Annotated in this window: 21 protein-coding genes and 1 pseudogene; 11 read left to right on the forward strand and 11 right to left on the reverse strand. The window is 59.4% G+C overall.

The window, feature by feature from the left end; genetic code table 11:
• Positions 1-10 precede the first annotated feature (10 nt).
• Entirely contained in the window at positions 11-748 is a 738-nt protein-coding gene (locus ACZ9IM_RS04195; protein ID WP_476223433.1) for an S-methyl-5'-thioinosine phosphorylase, read from the forward strand.
• Between the two features lie 137 nt (positions 749-885).
• Here the strand turns inward: ACZ9IM_RS04195 and ACZ9IM_RS04200 are convergent, their stop codons facing one another.
• From ACZ9IM_RS04200 to mfd, 3 genes are read right to left on the reverse strand one after another with little or no spacing between them, the layout of a single operon-like run.
• Positions 886-3,576 (reverse strand): SNF2-related protein, encoded by a 2,691-nt coding sequence (locus tag ACZ9IM_RS04200; protein WP_476223434.1) that lies wholly within the window; start codon positions 3,574-3,576, stop codon positions 886-888.
• A gap of 1 nt (position 3,577) precedes the next feature.
• Positions 3,578-4,153, reverse strand: a complete 576-nt coding sequence (locus tag ACZ9IM_RS04205; protein ID WP_476223435.1) for a CsiV family protein — start codon at positions 4,151-4,153, stop codon at positions 3,578-3,580.
• Positions 4,154-4,163: 10 nt separating this feature from the next.
• Positions 4,164-7,613: a transcription-repair coupling factor gene (mfd, locus tag ACZ9IM_RS04210; protein ID WP_427625569.1), complete on the reverse strand. Its 3,450-nt coding sequence runs from the start codon at positions 7,611-7,613 to the stop codon at positions 4,164-4,166.
• Positions 7,614-7,967: 354 nt separating this feature from the next.
• On the opposite strand from mfd, the gene ACZ9IM_RS04215 reads away from it, so the two are divergent.
• A complete protein-coding gene (locus tag ACZ9IM_RS04215) occupies positions 7,968-9,431 on the forward strand; it encodes a glyceraldehyde-3-phosphate dehydrogenase (protein WP_476223436.1) in 1,464 nt (487 codons plus the stop codon).
• Between the two features lie 210 nt (positions 9,432-9,641).
• Here ACZ9IM_RS04215 and tcuC read toward each other — a convergent pair whose 3' ends face one another.
• Positions 9,642-10,940 carry an MFS transporter gene (gene tcuC, locus ACZ9IM_RS04220; protein WP_427628089.1) on the reverse strand — a complete coding sequence of 433 codons (1,299 nt, stop codon included), beginning with the start codon at positions 10,938-10,940 and terminating at the stop codon, positions 9,642-9,644.
• Between the two features lie 201 nt (positions 10,941-11,141).
• Here tcuC and ACZ9IM_RS04225 point away from each other — a divergent pair, with 201 nt between their 5' ends.
• Entirely contained in the window at positions 11,142-12,191 is a 1,050-nt protein-coding gene (locus ACZ9IM_RS04225) for an FAD:protein FMN transferase (protein ID WP_476223437.1), read from the forward strand.
• A gap of 206 nt (positions 12,192-12,397) precedes the next feature.
• Positions 12,398-13,792 (forward strand): Si-specific NAD(P)(+) transhydrogenase, encoded by a 1,395-nt coding sequence (sthA, locus tag ACZ9IM_RS04230; RefSeq protein ID WP_008073074.1) that lies wholly within the window; start codon positions 12,398-12,400, stop codon positions 13,790-13,792.
• A gap of 42 nt (positions 13,793-13,834) precedes the next feature.
• Here the strand turns inward: sthA and ACZ9IM_RS04235 are convergent, their stop codons facing one another.
• Together ACZ9IM_RS04235 and ACZ9IM_RS04240 are read right to left on the reverse strand one after the other, a co-directional pair.
• Positions 13,835-14,557: a glycerophosphodiester phosphodiesterase gene (locus ACZ9IM_RS04235; protein ID WP_007907751.1), complete on the reverse strand. Its 723-nt coding sequence runs from the start codon at positions 14,555-14,557 to the stop codon at positions 13,835-13,837.
• A gap of 14 nt (positions 14,558-14,571) precedes the next feature.
• The gene (locus ACZ9IM_RS04240) at positions 14,572-15,153 is read right to left on the reverse strand and encodes a PilZ domain-containing protein (protein WP_123496503.1); all 582 of its coding nucleotides are present in this window, start codon (positions 15,151-15,153) and stop codon (positions 14,572-14,574) included.
• A 94-nt stretch (positions 15,154-15,247) separates the two neighbouring features.
• Here ACZ9IM_RS04240 and ACZ9IM_RS04245 point away from each other — a divergent pair, with 94 nt between their 5' ends.
• The 3 genes from ACZ9IM_RS04245 (at position 15,248) to ACZ9IM_RS04255 (ending at position 18,498) form a co-directional block, all read left to right on the forward strand.
• The gene (locus ACZ9IM_RS04245; RefSeq protein WP_427628092.1) at positions 15,248-16,498 is read left to right on the forward strand and encodes a lipoprotein-releasing ABC transporter permease subunit; all 1,251 of its coding nucleotides are present in this window, start codon (positions 15,248-15,250) and stop codon (positions 16,496-16,498) included.
• Positions 16,499-16,505: 7 nt separating this feature from the next.
• Positions 16,506-17,189, forward strand: a complete 684-nt coding sequence (gene lolD / locus ACZ9IM_RS04250) for a lipoprotein-releasing ABC transporter ATP-binding protein LolD (RefSeq protein WP_020700644.1) — start codon at positions 16,506-16,508, stop codon at positions 17,187-17,189.
• A gap of 64 nt (positions 17,190-17,253) precedes the next feature.
• Positions 17,254-18,498: a lipoprotein-releasing ABC transporter permease subunit gene (locus tag ACZ9IM_RS04255; protein ID WP_007907744.1), complete on the forward strand. Its 1,245-nt coding sequence runs from the start codon at positions 17,254-17,256 to the stop codon at positions 18,496-18,498.
• A gap of 61 nt (positions 18,499-18,559) precedes the next feature.
• On the opposite strand, the gene trhP is transcribed toward ACZ9IM_RS04255, so the two are convergent.
• Entirely contained in the window at positions 18,560-19,897 is a 1,338-nt protein-coding gene (gene trhP, locus ACZ9IM_RS04260) for a prephenate-dependent tRNA uridine(34) hydroxylase TrhP (RefSeq protein ID WP_476223438.1), read from the reverse strand.
• Between the two features lie 162 nt (positions 19,898-20,059).
• On the opposite strand from trhP, the gene ACZ9IM_RS04265 reads away from it, so the two are divergent.
• On the forward strand, positions 20,060-21,121 hold the full coding sequence (locus tag ACZ9IM_RS04265; protein ID WP_476223439.1) for an AI-2E family transporter: 1,062 nt from the start codon (positions 20,060-20,062) through the stop codon (positions 21,119-21,121).
• Here ACZ9IM_RS04265 and ACZ9IM_RS04270 read toward each other — a convergent pair.
• The 3 genes from ACZ9IM_RS04270 to ACZ9IM_RS04280 all read right to left on the reverse strand — a co-directional run bounded on the left by ACZ9IM_RS04270 (position 21,118) and on the right by ACZ9IM_RS04280 (position 22,164).
• Positions 21,118-21,300, reverse strand: a complete 183-nt coding sequence (locus ACZ9IM_RS04270) for a hypothetical protein (RefSeq protein WP_427628099.1) — start codon at positions 21,298-21,300, stop codon at positions 21,118-21,120. The two genes, ACZ9IM_RS04265 and ACZ9IM_RS04270, sit on opposite strands and share 4 nt — an antisense overlap.
• A 100-nt stretch (positions 21,301-21,400) precedes the next feature.
• The gene (locus ACZ9IM_RS04275; RefSeq protein ID WP_008011397.1) at positions 21,401-21,595 is read right to left on the reverse strand and encodes a hypothetical protein; all 195 of its coding nucleotides are present in this window, start codon (positions 21,593-21,595) and stop codon (positions 21,401-21,403) included.
• 194 nt (positions 21,596-21,789) lie between these two features.
• Positions 21,790-22,164 (reverse strand): hypothetical protein, encoded by a 375-nt coding sequence (locus tag ACZ9IM_RS04280; protein WP_063343055.1) that lies wholly within the window; start codon positions 22,162-22,164, stop codon positions 21,790-21,792.
• Between the two features lie 239 nt (positions 22,165-22,403).
• Between ACZ9IM_RS04280 and ACZ9IM_RS04285 the strand changes: the two genes are divergently transcribed.
• On the forward strand, positions 22,404-23,222 hold the full coding sequence (locus ACZ9IM_RS04285) for a shikimate 5-dehydrogenase (protein ID WP_476223440.1): 819 nt from the start codon (positions 22,404-22,406) through the stop codon (positions 23,220-23,222).
• Positions 23,223-23,241: 19 nt separating this feature from the next.
• A pseudogene (locus tag ACZ9IM_RS04290) lies at positions 23,242-23,541 on the forward strand (cupin domain-containing protein); the annotation flags it as partial.
• Positions 23,542-23,725: 184 nt separating this feature from the next.
• Here ACZ9IM_RS04290 and ACZ9IM_RS04295 read toward each other — a convergent pair.
• Positions 23,726-24,373, reverse strand: coding sequence for a YceH family protein (locus tag ACZ9IM_RS04295; protein WP_063343056.1), 648 nt, complete (start codon positions 24,371-24,373; stop codon positions 23,726-23,728).
• Positions 24,374-24,513: 140 nt separating this feature from the next.
• On the opposite strand from ACZ9IM_RS04295, the gene ACZ9IM_RS04300 reads away from it, so the two are divergent.
• A complete protein-coding gene (locus tag ACZ9IM_RS04300) occupies positions 24,514-25,023 on the forward strand; it encodes a DUF1993 domain-containing protein (RefSeq protein WP_192342572.1) in 510 nt (169 codons plus the stop codon).
• The last annotated feature ends 178 nt before the right edge of the window (positions 25,024-25,201 follow it).

A 25,201-nucleotide genomic window follows, 5' to 3' on the forward strand; every position in this document is an offset into this window, starting at 1 on the left:
GATTTTCGTCATGACGGTTTACGCGATTATCGGTGGCACCGGCCTGACTCAACTCGAAGGCTTGAGCATTCGTCAGTCATTGGCGGTGGACACGCCTTACGGCACGCCTTCGGCCGAAGTGCAGATCGGTGAGTATGCCGGCAAGGAAGTGCTGTTTCTCGCGCGTCATGGGCACCCACACCGTTTCCCGCCGCATCAGGTGAACTACCGCGCCAACCTGTGGGCCTTGAAGCAGGCCGGCGCCGAAGCGATTCTTGCGGTCAACGCCGTGGGCGGGATTCATGCCGAGATGGGCACCGGACATTTCTGCGTGCCACATCAACTGATCGACTACACCAGCGGCCGCGAACACACCTATTTCGCCGATGACCTGGAACAGGTCACGCACATCGACTTCAGCTATCCCTACAGCGAACCCCTGCGTCAGCAATTGATCGCGGCGTTGGCGGCTGAAGGCGTTGCCTACAGCAGCCATGGCGTATACGCCTGCACTCAGGGCCCGCGTCTAGAAACAGTGGCTGAAGTTGCGAGGCTGGAGCGTGACGGTTGCGACATTGTCGGCATGACCGGAATGCCGGAAGCGGCGTTGGCCCGCGAGTTGAAACTGGATTACGCCTGTCTGGCGCTGGTGGTGAATCCGGCGGCAGGCAAGTCGACAGCGGTGATCACCATGGCCGAGATTGAGCAGGCATTGCATGACGGGATGGGTAAGGTGAAGTCGACGTTGGCGCGGGTGCTTAAGGGTTAATCAGTCGTTACATCGAGTCGACCCCATCGCGAGCAGGCTCGCTCCCACATTAATTTTGTGTTGTCTCAATTATGGTGGGCAAACACAGATCCAATGTGGGAGCGAGCCTGCTCGCGATGGCGATTCAATAATCGCCGCTACTTATCAATTTTTTCCGGCAACGGCGCAAACAACGCCTCAATATCATCGCTCTGCAACTTCCAGTCTCCTGTTTTTCTCCCATCCAGCACGCCTGCGGCAAGATCGGATTTTTCCTTCTGCAGATGCTGAATTTTCTCTTCCACCGTGCCCCTGGCAATCATCTTGTAGACGAATACCGGCTTCTCCTGACCAATGCGATAGGCACGATCAGTCGCCTGATTTTCCGTCGCCGGGTTCCACCAGGGATCGTAGTGAATCACCGTATCGGCTTCGGTCAGGTTCAGCCCCACACCGCCGGCCTTCAAGCTGATCAGAAAGATCTGACGTTTGCCGCTCTGGAATTCCTTCACTGGCGTGCGTCGGTCACGGGTCTGGCCGGTCAGGATTACATAAGCCACACCGCGTTTTTTCAGCTCATCCTCGATCAGCGACAGCATTGAGGTGAACTGCGAAAACAACAGAATCCGCCGACCTTCCTCGAACAACTCTTCAAGCATTTCCATCAGGCTATCAAGCTTGCCGGAGGTACTGCCGCGCGCGGGCAGGGCGGCATCGTTGACCAGGCGTAAATCGCAGCACACCTGACGCAGCTTCAGCAGGGCCTCAAGAATGATGATCTGGCTGCGCGCCACGCCTTTGCGAGTGATCTCGTCGCGGACTTTCTTGTCCATGGCCAGGCGCATGGTTTCGTACACGTCGCGCTGGGCTTCGTTGAGTTCGACCCAATGGATGATCTCGGTTTTCGGCGGCAGTTCGGTGGCCACCTGTTCCTTGGTTCTGCGCAGCAGGAACGGTTTTATCCGACCGTTGAGGTGCTGAAGTCTTACGTCGCTGGCACGCTTTTCTATCGGTACGCGGTAATCGCGGTTGAAGCTTTTCACGTCACCGAGCCAGCCGGGCAGCAGGAAGTGGAACAGCGACCACAGCTCACCGAGGTGATTTTCCAGTGGCGTGCCACTCAGGCACAGGCGCTGGCGAGCATTCAGCTCGCGGGCGGCGTGGGCGGCCTTGCTGTTGGGATTCTTGATGTACTGCGCTTCATCCAGCACCAATACGTGCAATGGCTGCGCGGCGAGGTGTTCGACGTCCTTGGGCAGCAGCGCATAAGTGGTCAGAATCAGGTCGTAGTCGGCCAGATCGCCGAAGTGCTTCTTGCGACTGGCGCCGTACAGCGCCAGCACTTTGAGCTGAGGCGTGAAATGCGCGGCTTCGTCGAGCCAGTTGGGGATCAGGCTGGTGGGCATGACTACCATGCACGGCCGATCGAGGCGCCCGGCATTCTTCTCGCTGAGAATATGCGCCAGGGTCTGTAGGGTTTTGCCCAGGCCCATGTCGTCCGCGAGAATCCCGCCGACTTCCAGTTGCCGCAACGACTGCATCCAGCTCAGGCCTTCCAGCTGATACGGGCGCAAGGTGGCATTCAACCCTTCGGGTGCCACTGCGGTGTGGTCTTTGATGTCACGCAGGCGCTGGGCAAAGGTGCGGATCTGCTCGCCACCTTCCCAGAGCAGCGGCAGGCCTTCCAGCGGATTCAGGCGTGTGGCGTCGGCCTTGCTCAGGCGCAGCGTGGTTTCACCGGGCTCTTGCAGGTAAAACTCGCCGAGAGTGGCCAGCACCGGTTTCAAGCGGCCGAAGGGCAGGGCGACCTGCAGCGGGCCTTGGTCGGTGCTGCGGCGCTGCGGGATGTTCACCAGAATCAATTCGTCGTCGCGGCGTCGGGCGAGGCGTTCCGGGTTGAGAAGCTCGGTATGGGAGCGCATCAGGTTTAACAGGATCGGTAACAGGCTCAGCCGTTCGCCGTTGACGATGATCCCCAATTCCAGGTCGAACCAGTCGCGCTCCGGTGCCTGCTCGACGGTGGCGTACCAGTCTTCAACGGCGGTCAGGTCGAAGCCGAAGTCCTCGTCGATCTGCAACTCCCACCCTTGGGTGCGCAGCTTCGGCAGCTCGTTGAGGGTGAAAGTCAGCCAGGCGCTGTCGTTGACCATCTCGTAGAGTTCGCCGGCACTTTCGGGCAAGGCCTTGCTTTGTCGGGTGGCGATCTTGAAACCGAGGATTCGCAGCTGTTCCCTGTAGACCTGCTCGACTTCCGGGTGACGTTTTATCCGCAGCGTCTGTGTTTCCTGACGAATCAGGATGTCAGTGTTTTTCTGTCCGCTGACGTATTCGTCCAGATAACTGAAGGAAAGCGCCGCGCGATGCTGGATGTAACGCTGCATCTTGCCGTTGCGTGGTTCAAAGGCACTGAATTCGATACTTGCCAGCCACAGGCGCGGCACCGGTTGCACATTATCCACCAGCACTTGCGGCGGCGCTTTCGGGCTACGGTTTTCCAGTACGGCCTGAAGTTTTTCCAGCAGTTCGGCGTCTTTCGCCGCCGCCGGGTAGGCGAGGGTTTCCTGCACTTGCAGCAACACCGCCGCGCAATGTTTGCAGTTGCTATGAACCGGGCAGGTGCACGTGGCGTCGATCATCAGCAAGGTGCCTTTGGCCGACTCGCGCAGGCGAATGGTCTGACGGTAAACGTTGCCGCCAGAGCCTTCGCAACTGGCGGTGATGGTGGCGTCGCCGACTTCGACGATCCTGACGCGGTTTTCCAGCGCGTAGCGGCGGCCACGCTCCAGGCTCTGTTCCTTGAATCGGCTGACCCAGGATGTTGCCAGGGGTTTGCTCAGGGTCGGGGGCATATCAGTCCGGAATTACATCGGGGACTGGCCGAGGTGCAGGGGCGGTCAGCGAGGTGATCTTGATCAGCAGGCCCAGGTGACCGTTGTCGAGGAAGTTCAGTTGACCGTTCTTGGTGTGGCTTTCCTGCTTCAGGCGTTCGCTGGCGGTGACCAGGCCGTTGGCATCAATCTTATTGACCCAGAAGTCTGCATCGACGTCGGTGAAACGCCCCAGTTTCAGGCTCAGCGTGCCTTCGATCGGGAACTGGCCGAACTGCTCGGTGCCTTCGCTGATCGCCACTTTACTGGCTTCTTCACCCAGGTTCTGTTGCCAGGCCTTGTGCAACAGCACCGTGTATTCGTTGCTGGCGGTGAGTTTTTCCACTTCGGGATTAAGGCTCGGTGTGCGAAAGCTGTCGGGGCTGATGCGTTGGGCGTCGGCATCCCAGTCTTCCGGCGCGGCGCGGCTGACGATGGCGGGCACGGCGTTTTGCCGCACCAGAATCATTTCAACCTGATACAGATCATCAGCAAACGCCGTCGAGGCGAACGGCGAAAACAACGACATCAACAAGGTCAGTGAGCGAAACAGGCGCATGCGGCGTCCTTCAAGCAGTGGTCGGAATGAGGCGCTCGAATAGCGCCTCTACAGTATTAAAACGTTCTTCCGGGCGCTCCATCGGTACCTGGAATTTGAACATCGTGGCGCCTTCGAATTTGTAGCGTTTGGGCTGGCTCTGGATCAGTTTGATCAGTGTCAGCGGGTCGACCGGTGTCTGCGCCGCGAACTCGATACGACCGCCTTGCGGGCCGCCGTCGACTTTCTTGATGCCCAGCTGTTCGGCCTGCAATTTCAGCGCCGTAATCCGCACCAGGTTCTTGGTCGGCTCCGGCAGCAGGCCGAAACGGTCGATCATCTCCACCTGCAGGTCCTTGAGGCCTTCCTCATCGGTGGCCGAGGCAATGCGTTTGTAGAGAATCAGTCGCGCGTGAACATCCGGCAGATAGTCCTCGGGGATCAGCGCCGGTACACGCAGATTGACTTCCGGACCGCCGCCCAGCGGTTGGTCGAGGTTCGGCTGTTCGCCCTTGCGGATCGACTTCACCGCGCGCTCGAGCATTTCCATGTACAGCGTGAAACCGACGGCCTGGATCTGCCCGCTCTGACCGTCGCCCAGCAGTTCGCCGGCACCGCGGATTTCCAGGTCGTTGGTCGCGAGCACGAAGCCCGCGCCGAGGTCTTGGGTGTTGGCAATCGCTTCGAGGCGCTTTTCTGCGTCGGGAGTGATCTGCTGGCGCGGCGGTGTCAGCAGGTAAGCATACGCCTGGTGGTGGCTGCGACCGACCCGGCCGCGCAATTGGTGCAACTGCGCCAGGCCGAACTTGTCGGCACGCTCGATGATGATGGTGTTGGCGCTCGGCACGTCGATGCCGGTCTCGATGATGGTCGAGGCGATCAGCACGTTGAAGCGCTTGTGGTAGAAGTCGCTCATCACTTGTTCGAGATCGCGTTCACGCATCTGCCCGTGGCCGATGCCAATCCGCGCTTCTGGCACCAGTTCGGCGAGGTCGGCGGCGCATTTCTCGATGGTCTTCACGTCGTTGTGCAGGTAGTAGACCTGACCGCCACGCAGTAACTCACGCAGCAGGGCTTCTTTGACCGTGCTCTTGTTCTGCTCCATGACGAACGTGCGCACCGACAGGCGACGGGCCGGTGGCGTGGCGATGATCGACAGGTCGCGCATGCCCGACACCGCCATGTTCAACGTGCGCGGAATTGGCGTGGCGGTCAGCGTCAGGATGTCGACTTCACTGCGCAGCGCCTTGAGCTGTTCTTTCTGACGGACACCGAAACGGTGCTCTTCGTCGATGATCACCAGCCCGAGATTTTTGATTTTGACGTCGTCTTGCAGCAGCTTGTGTGTGCCGATGACGATGTCGATCTTGCCTTCGGCCAGGTCCGCGACGGCGGCGTTGACTTCCTTGGTCGACTTGAAGCGACTCATCACTTCCACGCTCACCGGCCAGTCGGCGAAGCGGTCGCGGAAGCTGTTGTAGTGTTGCTGGGCGAGCAGGGTGGTCGGCACCAGAATCGCCACCTGACGACCGCCATGCACCGCAATGAACGCCGCACGCATCGCCACTTCGGTCTTGCCGAAACCGACGTCGCCGCAGACCAGGCGATCCATCGGTTTCGGCGCGAGCATGTCGGCGCGCACCGCTTCGATGGTGGTTTGCTGGTCCGGGGTTTCTTCGAACGGGAAACCGGCGCTGAAGGTCGCGTAATCGGCTTTGGGGTCGGCGAAGGCATAACCCTCGCGAGCGGCGCGACGGGCATAGATGTCGAGCAACTCGGCGGCCACATCGCGCACCTGTTCGGCGGCTTTGCGTTTGGCTTTCTGCCAGGTTTCGGAGCCGAGGCGGTGCAGCGGCGCCAAGGCATCGTCGCTGCCGGTGTAGCGGGCGATCAAGTGCAGGTTGGCTACCGGGACGTACAGCTTGGCGTTCTCGGCATATTCAAGGGTCAGGAATTCGGCGGCTTGATTATCGATTTCCAGGATCGTCAGTCCCAGATAGCGGCCGACACCATGATCGATGTGCACCACCGGCGCGCCTTCGCGTAGTTCGGTGAGGTTTTTGATCACTGCATCGTTGTTGGCGTCAGCGCGTTTCTCGCGACGGCGACGCTGCATCACGCGCTGACCGAACAACGGGCTTTCAGCGACCAGGGCCAGGGCTGGATCGTCCAGCAACAGACCTTCGTCGAGCGGTGCGATGGTGATCGCCAAGCGCTCCTTGCTCGCAACAAAGTCTGGCCAGCTGTCGACGGTTTTCGGCCGCAGCTTCAGGCGTTCCAGCAATTCCAGCAGCACTTCACGACGGCCCGCGGACTCGGCGGTAAACAGCACGCGGCCAGGGAATTCGTCGAGGAAACCGGCCAGCGCCGCCAACGGCTGAGTGGCCTTGGCTTCGATGGCCAGGTTCGGCAGTGGCTGAGCCGGGAAGCGTTCGCGACCGACACCGGTTTCCACGTCCTGTTGACTGGCAACCACACGAGGCCAGCTCTTCAGGCGGGCAAAGCAATCTTCCACGGGCAAGAACAGCTCGGCCGGTGGCAATAAAGGACGGGATGGGTCGACGCGGCGCTCTTCGTAACGATTGCGCACGTCGTTCCAGAAATTTTCCGCCGCCTGTTCGATGCCCGGCAAAGAGAACACTTGCGTGTCCTGAGGCAGATAGTCGAACAGGGTGGAGGTTTCGTCGAAGAATAACGGCAAGTAGTACTCGATACCCGCCGGTGTAATCCCGCTGCTCAAATCCTGAAAGATCGGGCAGCGACGGAAGTCGACATCGAAGCGCTCGCGAAAGCGCGCCTTGAAACGGGTGACCGCGTCCTTTTGCAGCGGGAACTCCCGCGCCGGCAGCAGGCGAACAGTGTCCACCTTGTCGATTGAGCGCTGGTTTTCCGGATCGAAGGTACGCAGGGTTTCGATTTCGTCGTCGAACAGATCGATGCGGAAGGGCAGTTTGCTGCCCATCGGGAACAGATCGATCAGCGAGCCGCGCACGGTGAATTCGCCGTGCTCATAAACTGTATCGACGTAACGATAGCCGCTGGCTTCAAGCCGGCTGCGCATTTGCTCGACATCGAGCTTCTGGCCGACGTCCAGCACCAGGCTGCTGCCCAGCAAAAATCTGGTCGGCGCCAGGCGGTGCAGGGCCGTGGTGATCGGCACGACCAGCACGCCATGCTCCAGCTCCGGCAACCGATAAAGGCTGGAGATGCGCTGAGAGATGATGTCCTGATGTGGCGAGAACAGATCGTAGGGCAGGGTTTCCCAGTCGGGGAAATGCAGAACAGGCAAATCCGGGGCGAAGAAACTCAGCTCCTGTTCCAGCCGTTCGGCACTCTGGCTGTCGGCGGTCAGTAGCAGGGTAAAGCGCTTGGCAGCGCTGGCGGCCTCGGCAATGGCCAGGCTCAGGGCGGCACCGGGCAGGTTGCCCCAGTGCTGTTTACCTGCCGCGGCAGGGAGAAGCGGTAGACGCAGAACGGGCACGGAAGGTTGAGCTCCAAGCGTTGCGACAAAGTCGACAATTGTAACGGCCTCAGGTGCCGGCTGTCAGTTGCAGACTGTGTCTATATGCACAAGCTGGGTGAAATGTAGTGGTAATGACAAAAACTGGCGGTTTGACACTGAAAATGTAGTGCCAAAACCGCTCAGTGTTACGGAGGGTTACGGACACGGCAACGTTGTCGTCGGAAAATTGACTGCGCTGAAAGCCCCGGTTTTACTGGGCTGGCGTGGGGCGTGATTTTTTTGAACGGGATTTTGTTACCGTCTGTGCGACAGGCGCGCATTGCTACGGGAGCCACTCGGCGGCATAATGTAGCCCCTTTTTTCTGCCCCTACATGTGGAAGGTTCCCGTGACTCAGAAGCCCGACCAGTGTCTTGGTGAATGGATCGACCGTGAAGCACTCGCAGAAGCGATGATTCCGCTTATCGGTCAGCTCTACCGCAATAACAACGTGGTGAGCTCGATCTATGGCCGCAGTCTGATCAACCAGTCTGTCATCGCGATTCTCAAAGCTCACCGCTTTGCTCGCCATCGCCAGTCCGATGACAGCGAATTGTCCGTCCACGAAACATTCCCTCTGCTCAAGGCAATGAGCGAGCTCAAGCTCGGCGCTGCTTCGGTAGATCTGGGCAAGCTGGCTGTCAAATTCAAAGCCGAAGGTAATGGCCGTACCGCCGAAGCATTCGTCCGTGACGAACTGGCCGATGTGGTCGGCAAGCAGAATGGTTCCGGCCGTACCGGCACCGACGTTGTCCTGTATGGCTTCGGTCGTATCGGTCGTCTGCTGGCGCGCATCCTGATCGAGAAAACCGGTGGTGGCGACGGCCTGCGTCTGCGCGCCATCGTTGTCCGCAAGGGCGCCGAGAACGATCTGGTCAAGCGTGCCAGCCTGCTGCGTCGCGACTCGGTACACGGTTCGTTCAATGGCACCATCACCATTGATGAAGCCAATAACACCATCACCGCCAACGGCAACCTGATCCAGGTTATCTACGCGAAGAACCCGACTGAAGTGGACTACACCCAGTACGGCATCAAAAACGCGCTGCTGGTGGATAACACCGGTGTATGGCGTGACGCCGACGGCCTGGGCCAGCACCTGTCCTGCCCGGGTATCGACCGCGTTGTTCTGACCGCGCCTGGCAAAGGCAAGCTGAAGAACATCGTTCACGGCATCAACCACGGTGAAATCACCGCTGACGACAAGATCGTGTCCGCCGCTTCCTGCACCACCAACGCCATCGTGCCGGTGCTGAAGGCTGTGAATGACAAGTTTGGCATCATCAACGGTCACGTCGAAACTGTTCACTCGTACACTAACGACCAGAACCTGATCGACAACTTCCACAAGGGTGATCGCCGTGGCCGTAGCGCCGCGCTGAACATGGTTATCACCGAGACTGGTGCTGCCACCGCTGCTGCCAAGGCGCTGCCTGAGCTGGCCGGCAAGCTGACCGGTAACGCGATCCGTGTTCCGACGCCGAACGTGTCGATGGCCATTCTCAACCTGAACCTTGAGAAAGCCGCCACCCGTGAAGAGATGAACGAGTACCTGCGCTACATGGCGCTGCACTCCGATCTGCACAAGCAAATCGACTACGTCAATTCGCAGGAAGTGGTTTCCACCGACTTCGTTGGCTCGCGCCACGCAGGTGTTGTGGACGCTGAAGCGACCATCGTTCAGGACAACCGCGTTGTTCTGTACGTCTGGTACGACAACGAGTTCGGTTACAGCTGCCAGGTAGTTCGCGTGATGGAAGACATGGCCGGTGTAAACCCGCCAGCATTCCCGCGCTAAGCCTTAGCCGCATATGAAAACGCCCCGACTTTGGTCGGGGCGTTTTTGTTTGTGGGTGATCGTTCCCACGCTCTGCGTGGGAATGCCTCAACGGACGCTCTGCGTTCGGCTTTGGAAGGGGCGCGGAGCGTCCTGGGCTGCATTCCCACGCAGAGCATGGGAACGATCCTCTTCTCTGTAGGAGCGAGGCTTGCCCGCGAAGGCTATCGATCAGGCGCCACCCACTACTGCTGCCTGCGCAGTCCGCAGTTCATGACGATTGCCGCGGAACAACACCAGCGTCGCAATCAACCCCAGCACCGCCGCGCCACTGAGCCAGATCCCCGGTGCCGCCTTGTTGTCCAGCACATGGATCAGATACGTGCAGGCCGCCGGTGTGAAACCACCAAAGGTCGCGGTCGCCAGGCTGTAGGCAAGGGAGAAACCGGTCGTGCGAACTTCCACCGGCATGATCTCGGTCAGGGCCACCACCATGGCACCGTTGTACGAGCCATACAGGAACGACAGCCACAACTCGACGATCAGCAGATGGCTGAAGCTCGGGTTCGCAACCAGCCATGACAGCGCTGGATAAGCCGTGAGGATCGCCAGAATCGTCGCCGCCAACAGCAGGGGTTTGCGCCCGATTCTGTCAGACACTGAACCCATCACCGGCAGCCAGAAGAAATTCGACAGGCCAATGCACACGGTCACCAGCAACGTATCCAGATCCGACAGATGCAGTTCGGCTTTGCCGAAGGTCGGGGTGTAGGCGGTGATCAAGTAGAACGACACAGTGGTCATCACCACCAGCGCCATGCCGGCGAGGACGATGCCGAAGTTCTGACCAATCGAGCGGACAATGTCTTGCAAGGTAGGGCGGTGCTTACGCGCCTGGAATTCCGGGGTTTCTTCCAGCGAACGGCGGATCACGAAGATCACCGGCACGATCATGCAGCCGATCAGGAACGGCACGCGCCAGCCCCATTCACCCATTTCTTGCGGGCTGAGCCAATGGTTCAAACCCACGCCGAGCAGGCCGGCGAATACCACCGCGGCTTGCTGACTGGCGGATTGCCAACTGACGAAGAAGCCTTTGCGGCCTGGTGTGGAGATCTCGGCGAGGTACACCGACACACCGCCCAGTTCCACGCCCGCCGAGAAGCCTTGCAACAGGCGACCGAGCAATACGATCAGCGGCGCCGCGACACCCAGTGTCGCGTAACCCGGCACGCAGGCAATCAATAGTGTGCCGGCGGCCATCATTGCCAATGTGATGATCAGGCCTTTGCGGCGGCCGTGACGGTCGATGTAAGCCCCGAGGAAAATCGCCCCCAACGGACGCATCAGGAAGCCGGCCCCGAAAGTGGCCAAAGACAGCATCAGGGAAGCGAAAGCGCTGTCGGCAGGGAAGAAGGTTTTAGCAATGGCCGTGGCGTAAAAGCCGTAGACCATGAAGTCGAACATCTCCAGGAAGTTTCCGCTGACGACGCGAAAAATTGCTTTGCCGTTGCTCGTATTGGAAGACATTTGTAAGTACTCACGCTGGTAAATCTTGTTTGAAAACGCTGCACCTGTGGGAGCCTGCTCGCGATAGCGGTGACCGGATTTACGATTGCTTCGCAATCGGACGGGGGCAAGCCCTCTCGCCACACAGGCTCGCTCCCACAGGTTTTGCGTCTGACTGACGGACGCTGGCAGACCTCGCCCCCATGCGCTCTGAGGCCCATAATGGCGGGCGCGGTTTTGAGGGGAGATGAAGATTTGTTAACTGGACGGTGGGGTGGACTTGTGGTGCTGGCCGGCGTTTTGGCCGGTTGCGGCAACGGTGACAGCCTCGAACGCTTCGACGGCCCGACCATGGGCAGTCGTTATTCCATCCAATACGTAAGACATTCCTCCACGCCGGGGGCGAAAGCGGTGCAGGCCGAAGTAGAAAATATTCTCGCCGAAGTGGATCGACAATTCTCGACCTATCGCAGCGACTCGGACACCGTACGCTTCAACACAATGCCGGCCGGTCGCTGTCAGGTCATGCCTGGCCCTGTGCTCGAATTGATCCGTGTGGGCGAGCAGTTGTCATCCCAAAGCGACGGCTCCTTCGACCTGACGGTGGAGCCGCTGCTCAACCTCTGGGGATTCGGGCCGCAAGCGCGAGAGGAAAAAGTGCCGAGTGCCGAGGCGCTCGCCGAGGTGCAGCAACGCGTCGGCCACAACCATTTGCGCATCGACGGTGATCAGTTGTGCAAGGACGTGGCAATCGAGCTCGACTTCAACAGCATCGCTGCCGGTTACGCGGTCGATACGATTGCCGCGAAACTCGAAGCAATGGGTATCCACAGTTACCTGACTGAAGTCACTGGCGAACTCAAGGCCGCCGGCAAAAAACTCGATGGCTCGCCTTGGCGCATCGCCCTGGAAGAACCCCGAGACGATCAGCAAGTCGTGCAAAAAATCATCGCCATCGACGGCTATGGCGTGTCCACCTCCGGTGACTACCGTAATTATTTCGAGCAGGGTGGCCAGCGCTATTCCCACACCTTCGATGCCCGCAGCGGTGCACCAGTCCTACACACCCTGGCGTCAGTCACAGTCATTCATCCTTCAGCGTTAATGGCCGATGGCCTATCGACGCTGTTGCTGATTCTCGGTCCTGAACGGGGTTGGGACTATGCCCAAACCCATGACATTGGTGCATTCTTTGTGATTCGTGCCGATACAGGTTTCGTCACACGCACCAATCAGGCTTTTGAGCGCCTGGTGGGTGAGAAAACCAAGTGATTGCGGCATCAAAAGCGTTTTTGATGGCGTTGTAGTGCAGGCAAAACTAGCCTACGACGCGACCAAGGGTTAATGTGCCCGGCGTTGGCGCTTCTATAGACTGTGTCCGGGTTCTGCACTGGCCCCAAATTGTTCCTTCACGCCGCAGATCGGCGTGATTTAGCCGCAGGTGCCGAGGGCGCCGCGGCCTGTTCTGAGGAGTATGCATGGCTGTCTACAACTACGACGTGGTGGTGTTGGGTTCCGGCCCGGCCGGAGAAGGCGCGGCAATGAATGCCGCCAAAGCAGGGCGCAAGGTGGCGATGGTCGATAGTCGTCGCCAGGTCGGCGGCAACTGCACTCACCTGGGCACCATCCCGTCCAAGGCCTTGCGTCACTCGGTCCGGCAGATCATGCAGTTCAACACCAACCCGATGTTTCGGGCCATTGGTGAGCCGCGCTGGTTCTCGTTCCCGGACGTTTTGAAAAGCGCCGAAAAAGTCATCTCCAAACAAGTTGCCTCGCGCACCGGTTACTACGCCCGTAACCGTGTCGACGTGTTCTTCGGTACCGGCAGCTTCGCTGACGAGCAAACCATCGAAGTGGTCTGCGCCAATGGCGTGGTCGAAAAACTGGTGGCCAAGCACATCATCATTGCCACCGGTTCGCGCCCTTATCGCCCGGCGGACATCGATTTCCATCACCCGCGTATCTACGATAGCGACACCATCCTCAGCCTTGGCCATACCCCGCGCAAACTCATCGTTTACGGCGCTGGTGTGATCGGTTGCGAATACGCCTCGATCTTCAGTGGCCTGGGTGTGCTGGTTGAGCTGGTGGACAACCGCGGTCAGTTGCTGAGCTTCCTCGACTCGGAAATTTCCCAGGCGTTGAGTTACCACTTCAGCAACAACAACATCACGGTTCGCCACAACGAAGACTACGATCGCGTCGAAGGCGTGGACAACGGTGTGATCCTGCACCTGAAGTCCGGCAAGAAGATCAAGGCCGATGCCTTGCTCTGGTGCAACGGTCGTACCGGCAACACCGATCAGCTGGGTCTGGAAAATATCGGCGTGAAGGTCAACAGCCGTGGCCAGATCGAAGTCGACGAAAACTACCGCACCTGCGTGCCAAATATTTATGGCGCCGGTGATGTGATCGGTTGGCCGAGCCTGGCCAGTGCCGCGCACGATCAGGGGCGTTCGGCCGCTGGCAGCATTGTCGACAATGGCAGCTGGCGCTTCGTTAACGATGTGCCAACCGGCATCTACACCATTCCGGAGATCAGCTCGATCGGCAAGAACGAGCAGGAGCTGACTCAGGCCAAGGTGCCGTATGAAGTGGGCAAGGCGTTCTTCAAAGGCATGGCGCGTGCGCAGATTGCCGGCGAACCGCAAGGCATGCTGAAGATCCTGTTCCACCGCGATACCCTGGAAGTGCTGGGCGTTCACTGCTTCGGTTATCAGGCGTCGGAGATCGTGCACATCGGTCAGGCGATCATGAGCCAGCCGGGCGAACAGAACACCCTGAAGTACTTCGTCAACACGACGTTCAACTACCCGACCATGGCTGAAGCCTATCGGGTAGCGGCGTACGATGGCCTCAACCGGCTTTTTTGAGCGGCTCCGGCCGGTGGCCTGAGCCGGCCGGGGAGACCGATTTCAGCAATTCTCGAGCGTGGCAGTGGCCAAACCGGGAAAGTCTGTAATCAGGCTGTCAACGCCGAAGTCGGCGAGTCTGCGCATCAGCGCGGGCTCGTTGACTGTCCACACCGACACATGCAGCCCCTGACGTTGCGCCTTTTGCAGGCGTTCCGGCGTACACAGGGTCCAGTTCAGCGCCAGAATCTCACAGCCATAGTTTTGCGCGACCTTCAACGGGTCGAGCCAGGCATACTCGGCCACCAAACCGCGAGACACGTCCGGCACCAGGTCCAGCGCGGCTTTCAACACTTCGCGTGAACTCGACGTAATCGTGATCTTGTCCCGCATACCGAAACGCTGCGCCATTTCCCGAATCGCCAGCACGGTGGTCGCGGCGCGGGTGCGTGAAGCGCTTTTGACTTCCAGTTGCCAGTGATCGAAATCACATTTCTCGAACAATTCTTCCAACGTTGGAATCGGGCAGGGTTTGATCCAGCCCGGGCCGCCCTTGCGCGCGTCGTAGGTCACCAGCTCCGCGGCGGTATGTTCGACTACTTTGCCGCGACGCTCGGTGGTGCGTTTGAGGGTCGGGTCGTGGATCACCATCAACTCGCCGTCCCTGGACAGGTGCAGGTCCAGTTCGCAACGGCGTACGCCGTGCTTGAGGCATTCCTGAAAGCTGGTCAGGGTGTTTTCCGGTGCTTCGCCCTTGGCGCCGCGATGGCCGTAGATGAGGGTCACGGTTCTTCCTTAAATTAAATGCCTGATTCGTTTTGTTCGCGGGCCAGGCGTCGTTCTTGTGCCTGTCGCTGCAAGATGTAACGAGCCAGCAATTGCCGCTGGGCATCGGACAGATATTCGAACTCGGTGCCGACATCGTAGCCTTCGCCCTTGCGGTCGCAATGGGTGACGCGGGCACGCAGCAACAGGCCAAGGGCTTGCGGCATGAGTACCAGCTTGACCGACAGGTGCGCGCCAGTGGCGATGGGCGTCGGATGCTGGAAGTCGATACCTCCTTCGGAGAGGATGACCGGCTGCGGTTCGCCGATCTGTCCGAGCACGGTCAGGGCGACCACCTGGCTCAGCAGATCGATGCGTTTGTTCTGGGATTTCAGGAACGCGGCGATGGTCCGGTCGCGTTCGCTGATCTGTCGCAACAGGTGTTGCGACTCGAATTCGCTCAGGTGCAGTTCGCTGAGCAGGTTGAATAGAGGGGAAGCATCCTGCAACACTTCCTGGCCTGCGGCTTCGGGAGCAGACAGGGGCCGAATTTCCAGTGCGATCGTGTCCTCGATACGGTAGTATTCGCGGCGATCTTCTTCATCTAATGTCGACATGGCGAACCCATGGTAGCGGCGGTGGTCTGAGTGTAAAGCTGGTTATCGACCCCCGCCACAAGGACGTTCCTTTTCCCTCCGAACAAGCCCCGACATGTTCAGACCTCTCTTCGTATTTATTGGCACGCGTTATACCCGTGCAAAGCGTCGCAATCATTTTGTGTCGTTCATTTCCCTGACCTCGATGATCGGACTCGCCCTTGGCGTGGTCGTGATGATCGTCGTGCTGTCGGTCATGAACGGCTTCGATCATGAGATGCGCACCCGCGTGCTGGGCATGGTGCCCCACGCGACCATCGAGTCCGGTGAGCCGATCAGCGACTGGCAAAGCCTGGCCGCCAAGGTCAAGCAGAACCCGCAGGTGGCGGCGGTTGCGCCCTTCGTCCAGATGCAGGGCCTGCTGACCAACAACGGCAAGGTCTCCAAGGTGCTGCTCAATGCCATCGACCCTGTGCAGGAACGGCAGGTGTCGATCATTGATAACTTCATGCAGCAGGGCAAACTCGATGACCTGGCGCCGGGCAGTTTCGGCATCGTCATCGGCGACAAGGCCGCGGCCAAACTCGGCGTGGCGGTCGGCGACAAACTGACGTTTGTCGCGCCGGAAGTCACCGTAACCCCGGCCGGGATGTTCCCGCGCATGAAACGCTTTACCGTGGTCGGCATCTTCCACGTCGGCGCCGGTGAGATTGACGGCTATCTGGGCATCACCAATTTGCAGGATCTGGCGAAGCTGCACCGCTGGCAGCCGGATCAGGTCCAGGGCCTGCGGTTGAAGTTCGATGACCTGTTCCAGGCCCCACGAACTGCGTGGACCATCGCCCAGCAACTCGGCGAAGACAAGTATTACGCCCGCGACTGGACCCGCACCCACGGCAACCTGTATCAAGCGATCCGCATGGAAAAAGCCATGATCGGCCTGCTGTTGCTGCTGATCGTCGCCGTGGCGGCGTTCAACATCATCTCCACGCTGGTAATGGTGGTGAACGACAAGAAGGGCGACATCGCGATCCTGCGCACCCTGGGTTCTACGCCGGGGCAGATCATGGCGATCTTCATGGTCCAGGGCACGGTCATTGGCGTGGTCGGTACGCTGATCGGCGCTGTGGTCGGCATCTTCGCCGCGCTGAACGTCAGCGCCGCGATCTCCGCCCTTGAAGGGCTGATCGGCCACAAGTTCCTCAACGCCGACGTGTACTTCATCGATTACCTGCCGTCGCAAGTGCAGAGCCAGGACGTGTTGATGGTCTGCGCCGCCGCGTTGGTTCTGAGTTTCCTCGCCACCCTGTATCCAGCCTGGCGTGCCGCGCGCACCCAGCCTGCGGAGGCGCTACGTTATGAGTGAGTCGGGCATGAGTGATAAAGCAATCTTGAGCTGCCGCAACCTGGGCAAATCCTACGTGGAAGGCCCGGAATCGGTAGAGGTTCTGGCCGGTCTGCAACTGGAGCTGCACCCTGGTGAGCGCGTGGCGATCGTCGGTACGTCGGGTTCGGGCAAAAGTACCTTGCTCAACCTGCTGGGCGGCCTCGATACGCCGACCAAGGGCAGCGTCTGGCTGGCCGGTGAAGAGCTCTCGGCACTGAATGAAAAGGCCCGTGGCCTGCTGCGCAATCGGTCGCTGGGTTTCGTTTACCAGTTCCACCACTTGCTGCCTGAGTTCACCGCGCTGGAAAACGTCTGCATGCCGCTGCTGATCGGTAAAACCGCGATCCCGGAAGCGCGTCAGCGTGCGACGGCGTTGCTGGAGCGGGTAGGGCTGGGCCATCGTCTGGAGCACAAACCGGCGGAATTGTCCGGTGGCGAACGCCAGCGTGTGGCCATTGCCCGTGCCCTGGTGAACAAGCCAGGCCTGGTGATGCTCGACGAGCCGACCGGCAACCTCGACTCCCACACCGCCCAGGGCATTCAGGATTTGATGCTGGAACTCAGCACCTCGATGCGCACCGCGTTTCTGGTGGTGACCCATGACATGAACCTGGCCCGCCAGATGGATCGCGTCCTGCATTTGCAGGAAGGTTACCTGACACCCATCTGATTGACCGAAACCCGACGTACTGAACAGTACGTCGGGTCTTTTATTTTTATACGGTGCCCAGCGAATGTTCAGACCGTTATCGATCTTTATCGGCGCGCGCTATACCCGCGCCAAGCGCCGCAATCGCTTTGTTTCCTTCATATCGATGACCTCGATGATCGGCCTCGCCCTGGGCGTGTTGGCGATGATCGTGGTGTTGTCGGTAATGAACGGCTTCCAGCGCGAAATGAGCTCGCGCATCCTCGGCATGGTGCCCCACGCGACTATCGTCGGCGTGAACCCTATCGATGATTGGCAGCCGGTGGCCGCCGCGGCGATGAAGAATCCTGAAGTGACGGCGGCGGTGCCCTTCACCGAGATGGAAGGCATGCTGTCCTATAAGGGCACGATGCAGCCGATCCAGGTCAGCGGTGTCGACCCGGCGCTGGAAGGCAAGGTCTCGATCGTTGCCAAGCACATTGTTCAGGGGCGTCTGGACGCCTTGAAGCCCGGCGAGTTTGGCGTGGTGATCGGTGAGATCACTGCGCGGCGCTTTCGCTTGAACGTCGGCGACAAGATCACCCTGATCGTGCCGGAAATCAGCACCGCACCGGGCGGCATCACCCCGCGCATGCAGCGGCTGAACGTGGTGGGCGTGTTCAAGGTTGGCGCCGAGCTGGACGGCTCCATGGCGCTGATCCACGTCGCCGATGCCGCGCAGATGCAACACTGGCAGCCGAATCAGGTGCAGAGCGTGCGCCTGGCGGTGAAGGATCTGTACGCCGCGCCGCAAGTGTCGAGCGACATCGCGACAGGCCTGGGCGCTGCCTACAAGGCTGACGACTGGACCCACACCCAGGGCAGTCTGTTCAGCGCGATGAAGATGGAAAAAACCATGATCGGCCTACTGTTGCTGATGATCGTCGCGGTGGCGGCGTTCAACATCATTGCGACCCTGATCATGGTGGTGAACGACAAGGGCGCGGACATCGCGATCCTGCGCACCATCGGCGCGACACCTCGGCAGATCATGGCGATCTTCATGGTGCAGGGCACGGTGATCGGGGTTGTCGGCACCTTGATTGGCGGCGTACTGGGCGTGATCGCAGCGCTGAACGTCAGTGAGCTGGTGGGCTGGATGGAGCGGGTCAGCGGGCAGCACATCTTCAGTTCCGATGTGTACTTTGTCAGTAACTTGCCATCGGAGCTGCAGGGCGCGGATGTGTTGTTGATCTGTTCCGCCGGTTTCATCATGAGCTTTTTGGCGACGGTGTATCCAGCGTGGCGGGCGGCGAAAGTCGAGCCGGCTACGGCGTTGCGGTATTCGTAAGTCATTACATCGCTTTCGCGGGCAAGCCTCGCTCCTAAAGGGGGCTTGTCGCTCAAATTTCTTAACTCATGCTGACATCGCGCATTAACAACCCAAAGCGCAAATCCACCGCGTCCGGTATCGGTAAATACACCGTGTGCCCATCCCCCGGCGCCACTTCAACGGCCTCACCTTTGACGTTCTGCAACTGATGCAAGTCGAAGTGGAAATTACCCTTGGGCGTCATCAGTTCCATGTGATCGCCCAGACCAAAGCGATTCTTTACCCGCACCTCGGCCAGCCGATCCCGGCGTTCGCCAGTCAGCTCGCCCACGAACTGCTGACGCTCTGAAACCGAGCTGCCGTTCTGGTAATTCTGATATTCGTCATGCACATGTCGACGCAGAAAACCTTCGGTATAGCCACGTTGGGCCAGGGATTCCAGGTCGGTCATCAAGCTGCGATCAAACGCTCGGCCAGCCACCGCATCATCGATTGCGCGGCGATACACCTGGGTGGTGCGCGCGCAATAGAAGTGCGATTTGGTCCGGCCTTCGATCTTCAATGAATGCACGCCCATCTGCGTCAGGCGCTCGACATGCTGCACGGCGCGCAGGTCCTTGGCGTTCATGATGTAGGTGCCGTGTTCATCCTCGAATGCCGGCATCAGTTCGTCAGGGCGATTGGCTTCTTGTAGCAGGAACACTTGATCGGTCGGCGCGCCGATGCCCAGGGTCGGTTCGGGACGGAACTGCTGAACGATTTCGCCAAGCTGATTTTCGCTGGCCGGTGTCGCCGAGTATTTCCAGCGACAGGCGTTGGTGCAACTGCCCTGATTGGCGTCGCGCTTGTTCATATAACCCGACAACAGACAGCGCCCGGAATAGGCCATGCACAACGCGCCGTGGACGAACACTTCCAGCTCCATCGCCGGGACCTGCTGGCGGATTTCTGCGATCTCTTCCAGCGACAGTTCGCGGGACAGGATGATCCGGCTCAAGCCCTGTTGCTGCCAGAACTCGACGCTGGCCCAGTTCACCGTGTTGGCCTGCACTGACAAGTGGATCGGCATCTGCGGGAAGTGCCGGCGCACCAGCATGATCAGGCCCGGGTCGGACATGATCAGCGCGTCCGGCGCCATGGCGATCACCGGTTCCAGGTCCTTCAAGAATGTTTTGAGCTTGGCGTTGTGCGGGGCGATGTTCACCACCACATAGAAACGCTTGCCCTGAGCCTGGGCCTCGGCGATGCCGAGCGCGAGGTTGGCGTGATCGAATTCGTTGTTGCGCACCCGCAGGCTGTAGCGCGGCTGGCCGGCGTACACCGCGTCGGCGCCATAGGCGAAGGCATAACGCATGTTTTTCAGGGTGCCGGCGGGGGCGAGCAGTTCCGGGGGCGTGAGCGTTATGGCGCTGGTCATGGCAGTGTCGATCGCAAAAGCCGGCAAGGGTAAGCGGCTTGCCCGCGGGGTTTATTGATCTGGATCTATGCTTGATGAAAAACGGATGGCACTCGCGCGAGCCGTGGCGGACTAAACATCAAGACGCGCGTTGGCGCCCCTGTGCACTGACATGGATCGGACATGAACGAAACGAAGCTGCAAAACACCTCGCTGATGGTCTTGCTGACCCTGGTGAGCATTGCCTTCATATGGATTCTGCTGCCGCTCTATGGTGCGGTGTTCTGGGCGGTCATCCTCGGCATTCTGTTTTCGCCCTTGCAGCATCAGTTGCAACAGAGGTTCGGCTGGCCACGCAACCTGACGGCCCTGTTCACTTTGAGTCTCTGTGTGGTGATCGCGATCCTGCCGGTAATCACCATCAGTACCTTGCTGGTTCAGGACGGTGCGGCGCTGTACAACCGAATCGAAAGCGGTGAACTGGACATCGCCGGGTATGTGTTGCAGTTCAAGCAAAGTCTGCCGCCCTATGTTCAGTACTTGCTCGACCGTTTCGGCATGGGTGAGCTGAGCGGGCTTCGGGAGAACATCATCAAGAGCACGATGCAGGGCAGCCAGTTTGTCGCGACCAAGGCGTTCAACTTTGGTCAGGGCACGTTCGAATTCGTGGTGAGCTTTTTCGTCATGCTGTACCTGCTGTTTTTCTTCCTGCGGGACGGGTCCGAACTGGCACGTAAAGTACGTGCGGCGATACCGCTGGAAGACAACCAGAAACGTCGTTTGCAACTCAAGTTCAATCGAGTGGTGCGGGCCACGGTGAAGGGCAATGTGGTGGTGGCGATCACGCAAGGGGCATTGGGTGGTTTAATTTTCTGGTTTCTGGACATCCCGAGCGTGCTGCTCTGGGCGGTGTTGATGGCGTTTCTGTCGCTGTTGCCGGCGGTGGGGGCGGGGATCGTCTGGGTACCGGTGGCGGCGTATTTCCTGTTCAGCGGCGCGATCTGGCAGGCCACCGTGCTGACCTTGTTCGGAGTGTTCGTGATCGGCCTGGTGGACAACGTCCTGCGACCGATCCTGGTGGGCAAGGACACCAAAATGCCGGACTACTTGATTCTCATCTCGACCCTGGGCGGCCTGGCGCTTTTTGGCCTGAACGGTTTTGTCATCGGGCCGTTGATCGCGGCGCTGTTCGTGTCGAGCTGGGCGATTTTCATCGATTCCAAGCCCAAGGTTCAGCTGCCTTAAGCACTGAGCTGGCCCGAGCCGATACGTTGCGACATGGCTTGGGCGGCGGGAAGCGAGGTGAGTGGACCGCTGATAGGCTCGCCGTCCTGCATCAGATACCAACAAGCGAGTAACCCCCGCGCTCTGAGCGATGCGGGTACGGCGCTGCCGATAACGGACATGATCTGAACCTGAGTCATAAGTACCTCCATTAATCTATGGAGCTACCTTACGGATCGGACGCTTGAACGGACAATCAACGCTTTCGATAGTCGTCATTGATGCCAATGAGTTCTGCGGTCAATCCACCACTAGATCGAGCATATGCACCACCTCCTGCTCATTGAGCAGGCCTTTGCGCACCAGGTTTTCTGCCAGCAGCGAAAGAAATTTTGCGCTGCGATGGCCTTCCAGGTGTTTGAGTTCGGTCAGTGCGTTGTACACCTTGTCGGAAGTGCATAAGCCGACAATGCGATGCGGGTTTTGTGTGGGCATGAAGGTCGTCCTTGTTTTTATCAACCTGTTGTTTACGGACAGATCCAAGCTTGCGGATCGGACATGACATAAATATGACCAACTTTACCGGCCGGTACTGTCCCGACAGCGACCTTGGCGAGATTTATTCAGACTTCGTCCAGCCAGTGGTCACAAAAAAGGCCCCGCTTTTAAAGCGGGGCCTGATGAGCGTATTACCAGCGGTCGCCACGATAATAACCATGGGGAGGGCCGTAATAGCCGCGTGGTGGGCCATACCCGCGTGGCGGACCGTAATAGATCGGTGCCGGGCGGTAGTACATCGGTTGTTGAACGTAGACCGGCGCCGGTTGGTAATAAACAGGCGGTGGCTGCACGTACACCGGTTGTGGCTGAACGTAGACCGGTTGCTCCACATACACTGGACGGTCGCGGCTGATTATTGCTGAGCCAATGATTGCCGAGCCGACGATCGCACCAAACACAGCCGGACCTTCCCAGCCGCCATGACCACGACCACCTGCTTCTGCCTGCCCTGCGATAGCAAGAGCACCGATCAGCAAGGCTACTGTGGGGATTTTACGGATCATGATAAGTCCTCGGTTCTTCGACCCGGCGCTCGCGTCTGCAATAGACACAAGTTGTCGCGGGGATACTTCTAAGACAGTATTTTTTTGAAAATCAGCACAGCCGTTGGGTAAATTTTGTGTAAGGTCTGTACCGGCTTCTTTACGGCTGTGTGCCAAGTGCAGACTGGCTTTTATGATCAATCAGAACCGGTGAAGTGGCTAATCCCGTCCATCCGAAAGTGCTATTGAAGGAGATTCCAATGCAGATGAACCCCAACAGAGACACTCAGCTGTGCATGTCACTCTCGGGGCGCCCCGGCAACTTCGGCCTGCGGTTTCACAACCATCTGTACGAACAATTGGGCCTGAATTTTTACTACAAGGCCTTCAGCAGCCAGGACTTGCCGGGCGCCGTGGGCGGCATCCGCGCCTTGGGGATCCGGGGTTGCGGGGTGTCGATGCCGTTCAAGGAAGCTTGTATTGCGTTGGTCGATGAGCTGGATGCATCGGCTGAGGCCATCCAATCGATCAACACTATCGTCAATACCAACGGTCACCTCAAGGCCTACAACACCGATTACATTGCCATCGCCCAGTTGCTTGAAACCCATCAGGTGCCCAAGGATTCGACCTTTGCCCTGCGTGGCAGTGGCGGCATGGCCAAGGCTGTGGCCAGTGCCTTGCGCGATGGCGGCTACAAAAACGGCCTGATCGTGGCCCGTAACGAGCGTGCCGGGCATGCCTTGGCTGAATCGTTGGGTTATCACTGGCTGGCGGAGTTGGGCGCTCAACGCCCGCAGATGCTGATCAACGTCACGCCCATCGGCATGACCGGCGGGCCGGAGGCCGATCAACTGGCGTTTGAGCCTGACGCTATCGCTGCGGCGGAAACTGTCTTCGATGTGGTGGCGATCCCCTCGGAAACACCACTGATCGTGCGCGGTCGTGCCGAAGGCAAGCGGGTGATCACCGGGCTGGAAGTGATTGCGATCCAGGCATTGGAACAGTTCGTGTTGTACACCGGCGTGCGGCCGACCGATGAGCAGTTCCAGAAAGCCGTGGCGTTTGCCCGCAGCTGACAGTTGACTGTACTGGCCAATCGCGGGCGGGGAGGGGGAGATTCGCCTGGGTGCCGAACGCTTTCCGATCCGCGCTGGTGATGTGATTGCCTGCCCGGCGGGTGGTCCTGAAGCCGCGCACCAGATCATCAACACCAGCAACGGCGAATTGCGCTATCTGGCGGTCAGCAGCCAGCAATCACCGGACATTTGCGAATACCCGGATTCCGGCAAATACGTGGTGATGGACGACTTCAAGGTCGATGCCCAGGGCAATGCTTCAGGCTTCGTCGCCGTCGCCAGGCAGGCCGATGGCGTGGATTATTGGGATGGCGAGTAGCAGTTCAGAGTTGAGCGCGAACCCTGCGGCGAGGGAGCTTGCTCCCGTTCGGCTGCGAAGCAGTCGCAAGGCAGGCAAACCCGGTGAGCCAGACGTAATGCGTTGACAGGTTTGGGGCCGCTTCGCGACCCAGCGGGAGCAAGCTCCCTCGCCACAAGGACTTCGTACATCGCGAACAAGGCGTTTATTCGAGGCGTGCCAGTCGCTCTTCCAGCGCCGCGATCCGCGCTTCAAGCTCTTCGATTCGCTCTACCGACACACCGCCACTGGTGCCACGCTCCACAGGATTTTGCCGGGCAGCCAGGATCACTTCGATATCCGCCGGATCGCCCAGTGCATGCATGTAACGGTCTTCGCGCTGGCCGGCCTGGCGCGGGATCAACAGCGCCAGACCCCTGGCGATCAAGCGCTCCAGTTGATGCACCACCTGCTCGGCATCTTCGAAGTCATGCATGCGGCCGCTGCGGGTCAGCAGTTCGTTGACCGTCTGCGGGCCGCGCAGAAACAACAGCCCCGTCAGAATCACCTGCGCCGGCACCAGCTCCAGCGCCTTGTCGACCCGATGCTCCCAACGGTCGGCACGGCTGCCCATCACCAACCGGGTAAAACCGCGACCTTCCAGAACGCGCAGGCTCTGGCCGACCTGGCCCTGGCTGAGGTTCATCACCGGTTCGCGGCTGGTTTTCTGGTTGCAGGCAATCACCAGCGCATTAAGCGTCAGCGGATAGGTTTCCGGGCTGGTGGCCTGTTTCTCGATCAACGAGCCCAGAATGCGGATTTCCGTGCTGTTGAGCCGCGGTTCGTCGGAGGTCGTTTCTTGCTCAGTGCTCATCGCGCTTTTCCCTATGCAGTCGAAGCATGCAGTCGAAGCCGCCTAGCCTAATCCTTGCAGGATAAAAGACAAGCCGCAGGGCGGTCGGGCATGGCTATAATCGCTCCACGTTTTTACTCCTGTCACCACACGAGACCATCATGACTATTTCCCTGTACGCCGCTTCCGTTCCGGTTTTCCAGCAAATGCTCAATGCCCTGAGCAACAACCTGAGCAAGGCCGAAGCCCACGCTAGCGCGAAAAATATTGATCCGAACGCGTTCCTGCAAGCCCGTCTGTACCCGGACATGTTCCCGCTGGTGCGTCAGGTGCAGATCGCCGTCGATTTCGCCAAAGGTGTTTCGGCGCGTCTGGCTGAAGTCGAACTGCCGAAATACGATGACACCGAAACCACCTTCGCCGAACTGCAAGCGTTGATCGCCAAGGTTCTGGCTTTCATCGGCGAGATCAAACCCGAGCAGATCGACGGCAAGGAAGGCATCGAGATCGTTACCCGTCCAGGCACGCCTAAAGAGAAGCGCTTCACTGGCCAGGCTTACCTGCTGAGCTATGGTTTGCCGCAGTTCTTCTTCCACGTGACCACCGCTTACGCACTGCTGCGTCACAACGGCGTGGAAGTGGGCAAGCGCGATTACATGGGCGCGTTCTAAACCGCCCAGATACAAAAAAGCCCGCCAAGGTGTAAGCCTTGGCGGGCTTTTTCATTTTGCCTTCTGTAGGAGCCAGGCTTGCCGCGGAACCTGTGGGAGCGGGGGGGGGGGGGGGGGGGGGGGGGGGGGGTCCCAAAGACGGTGCGCTGAAACCCCCCCCGCGCGGACCCCCCCGCCC

It is taken from the genome of Pseudomonas sp. TE12508, from assembly GCF_056279485.1.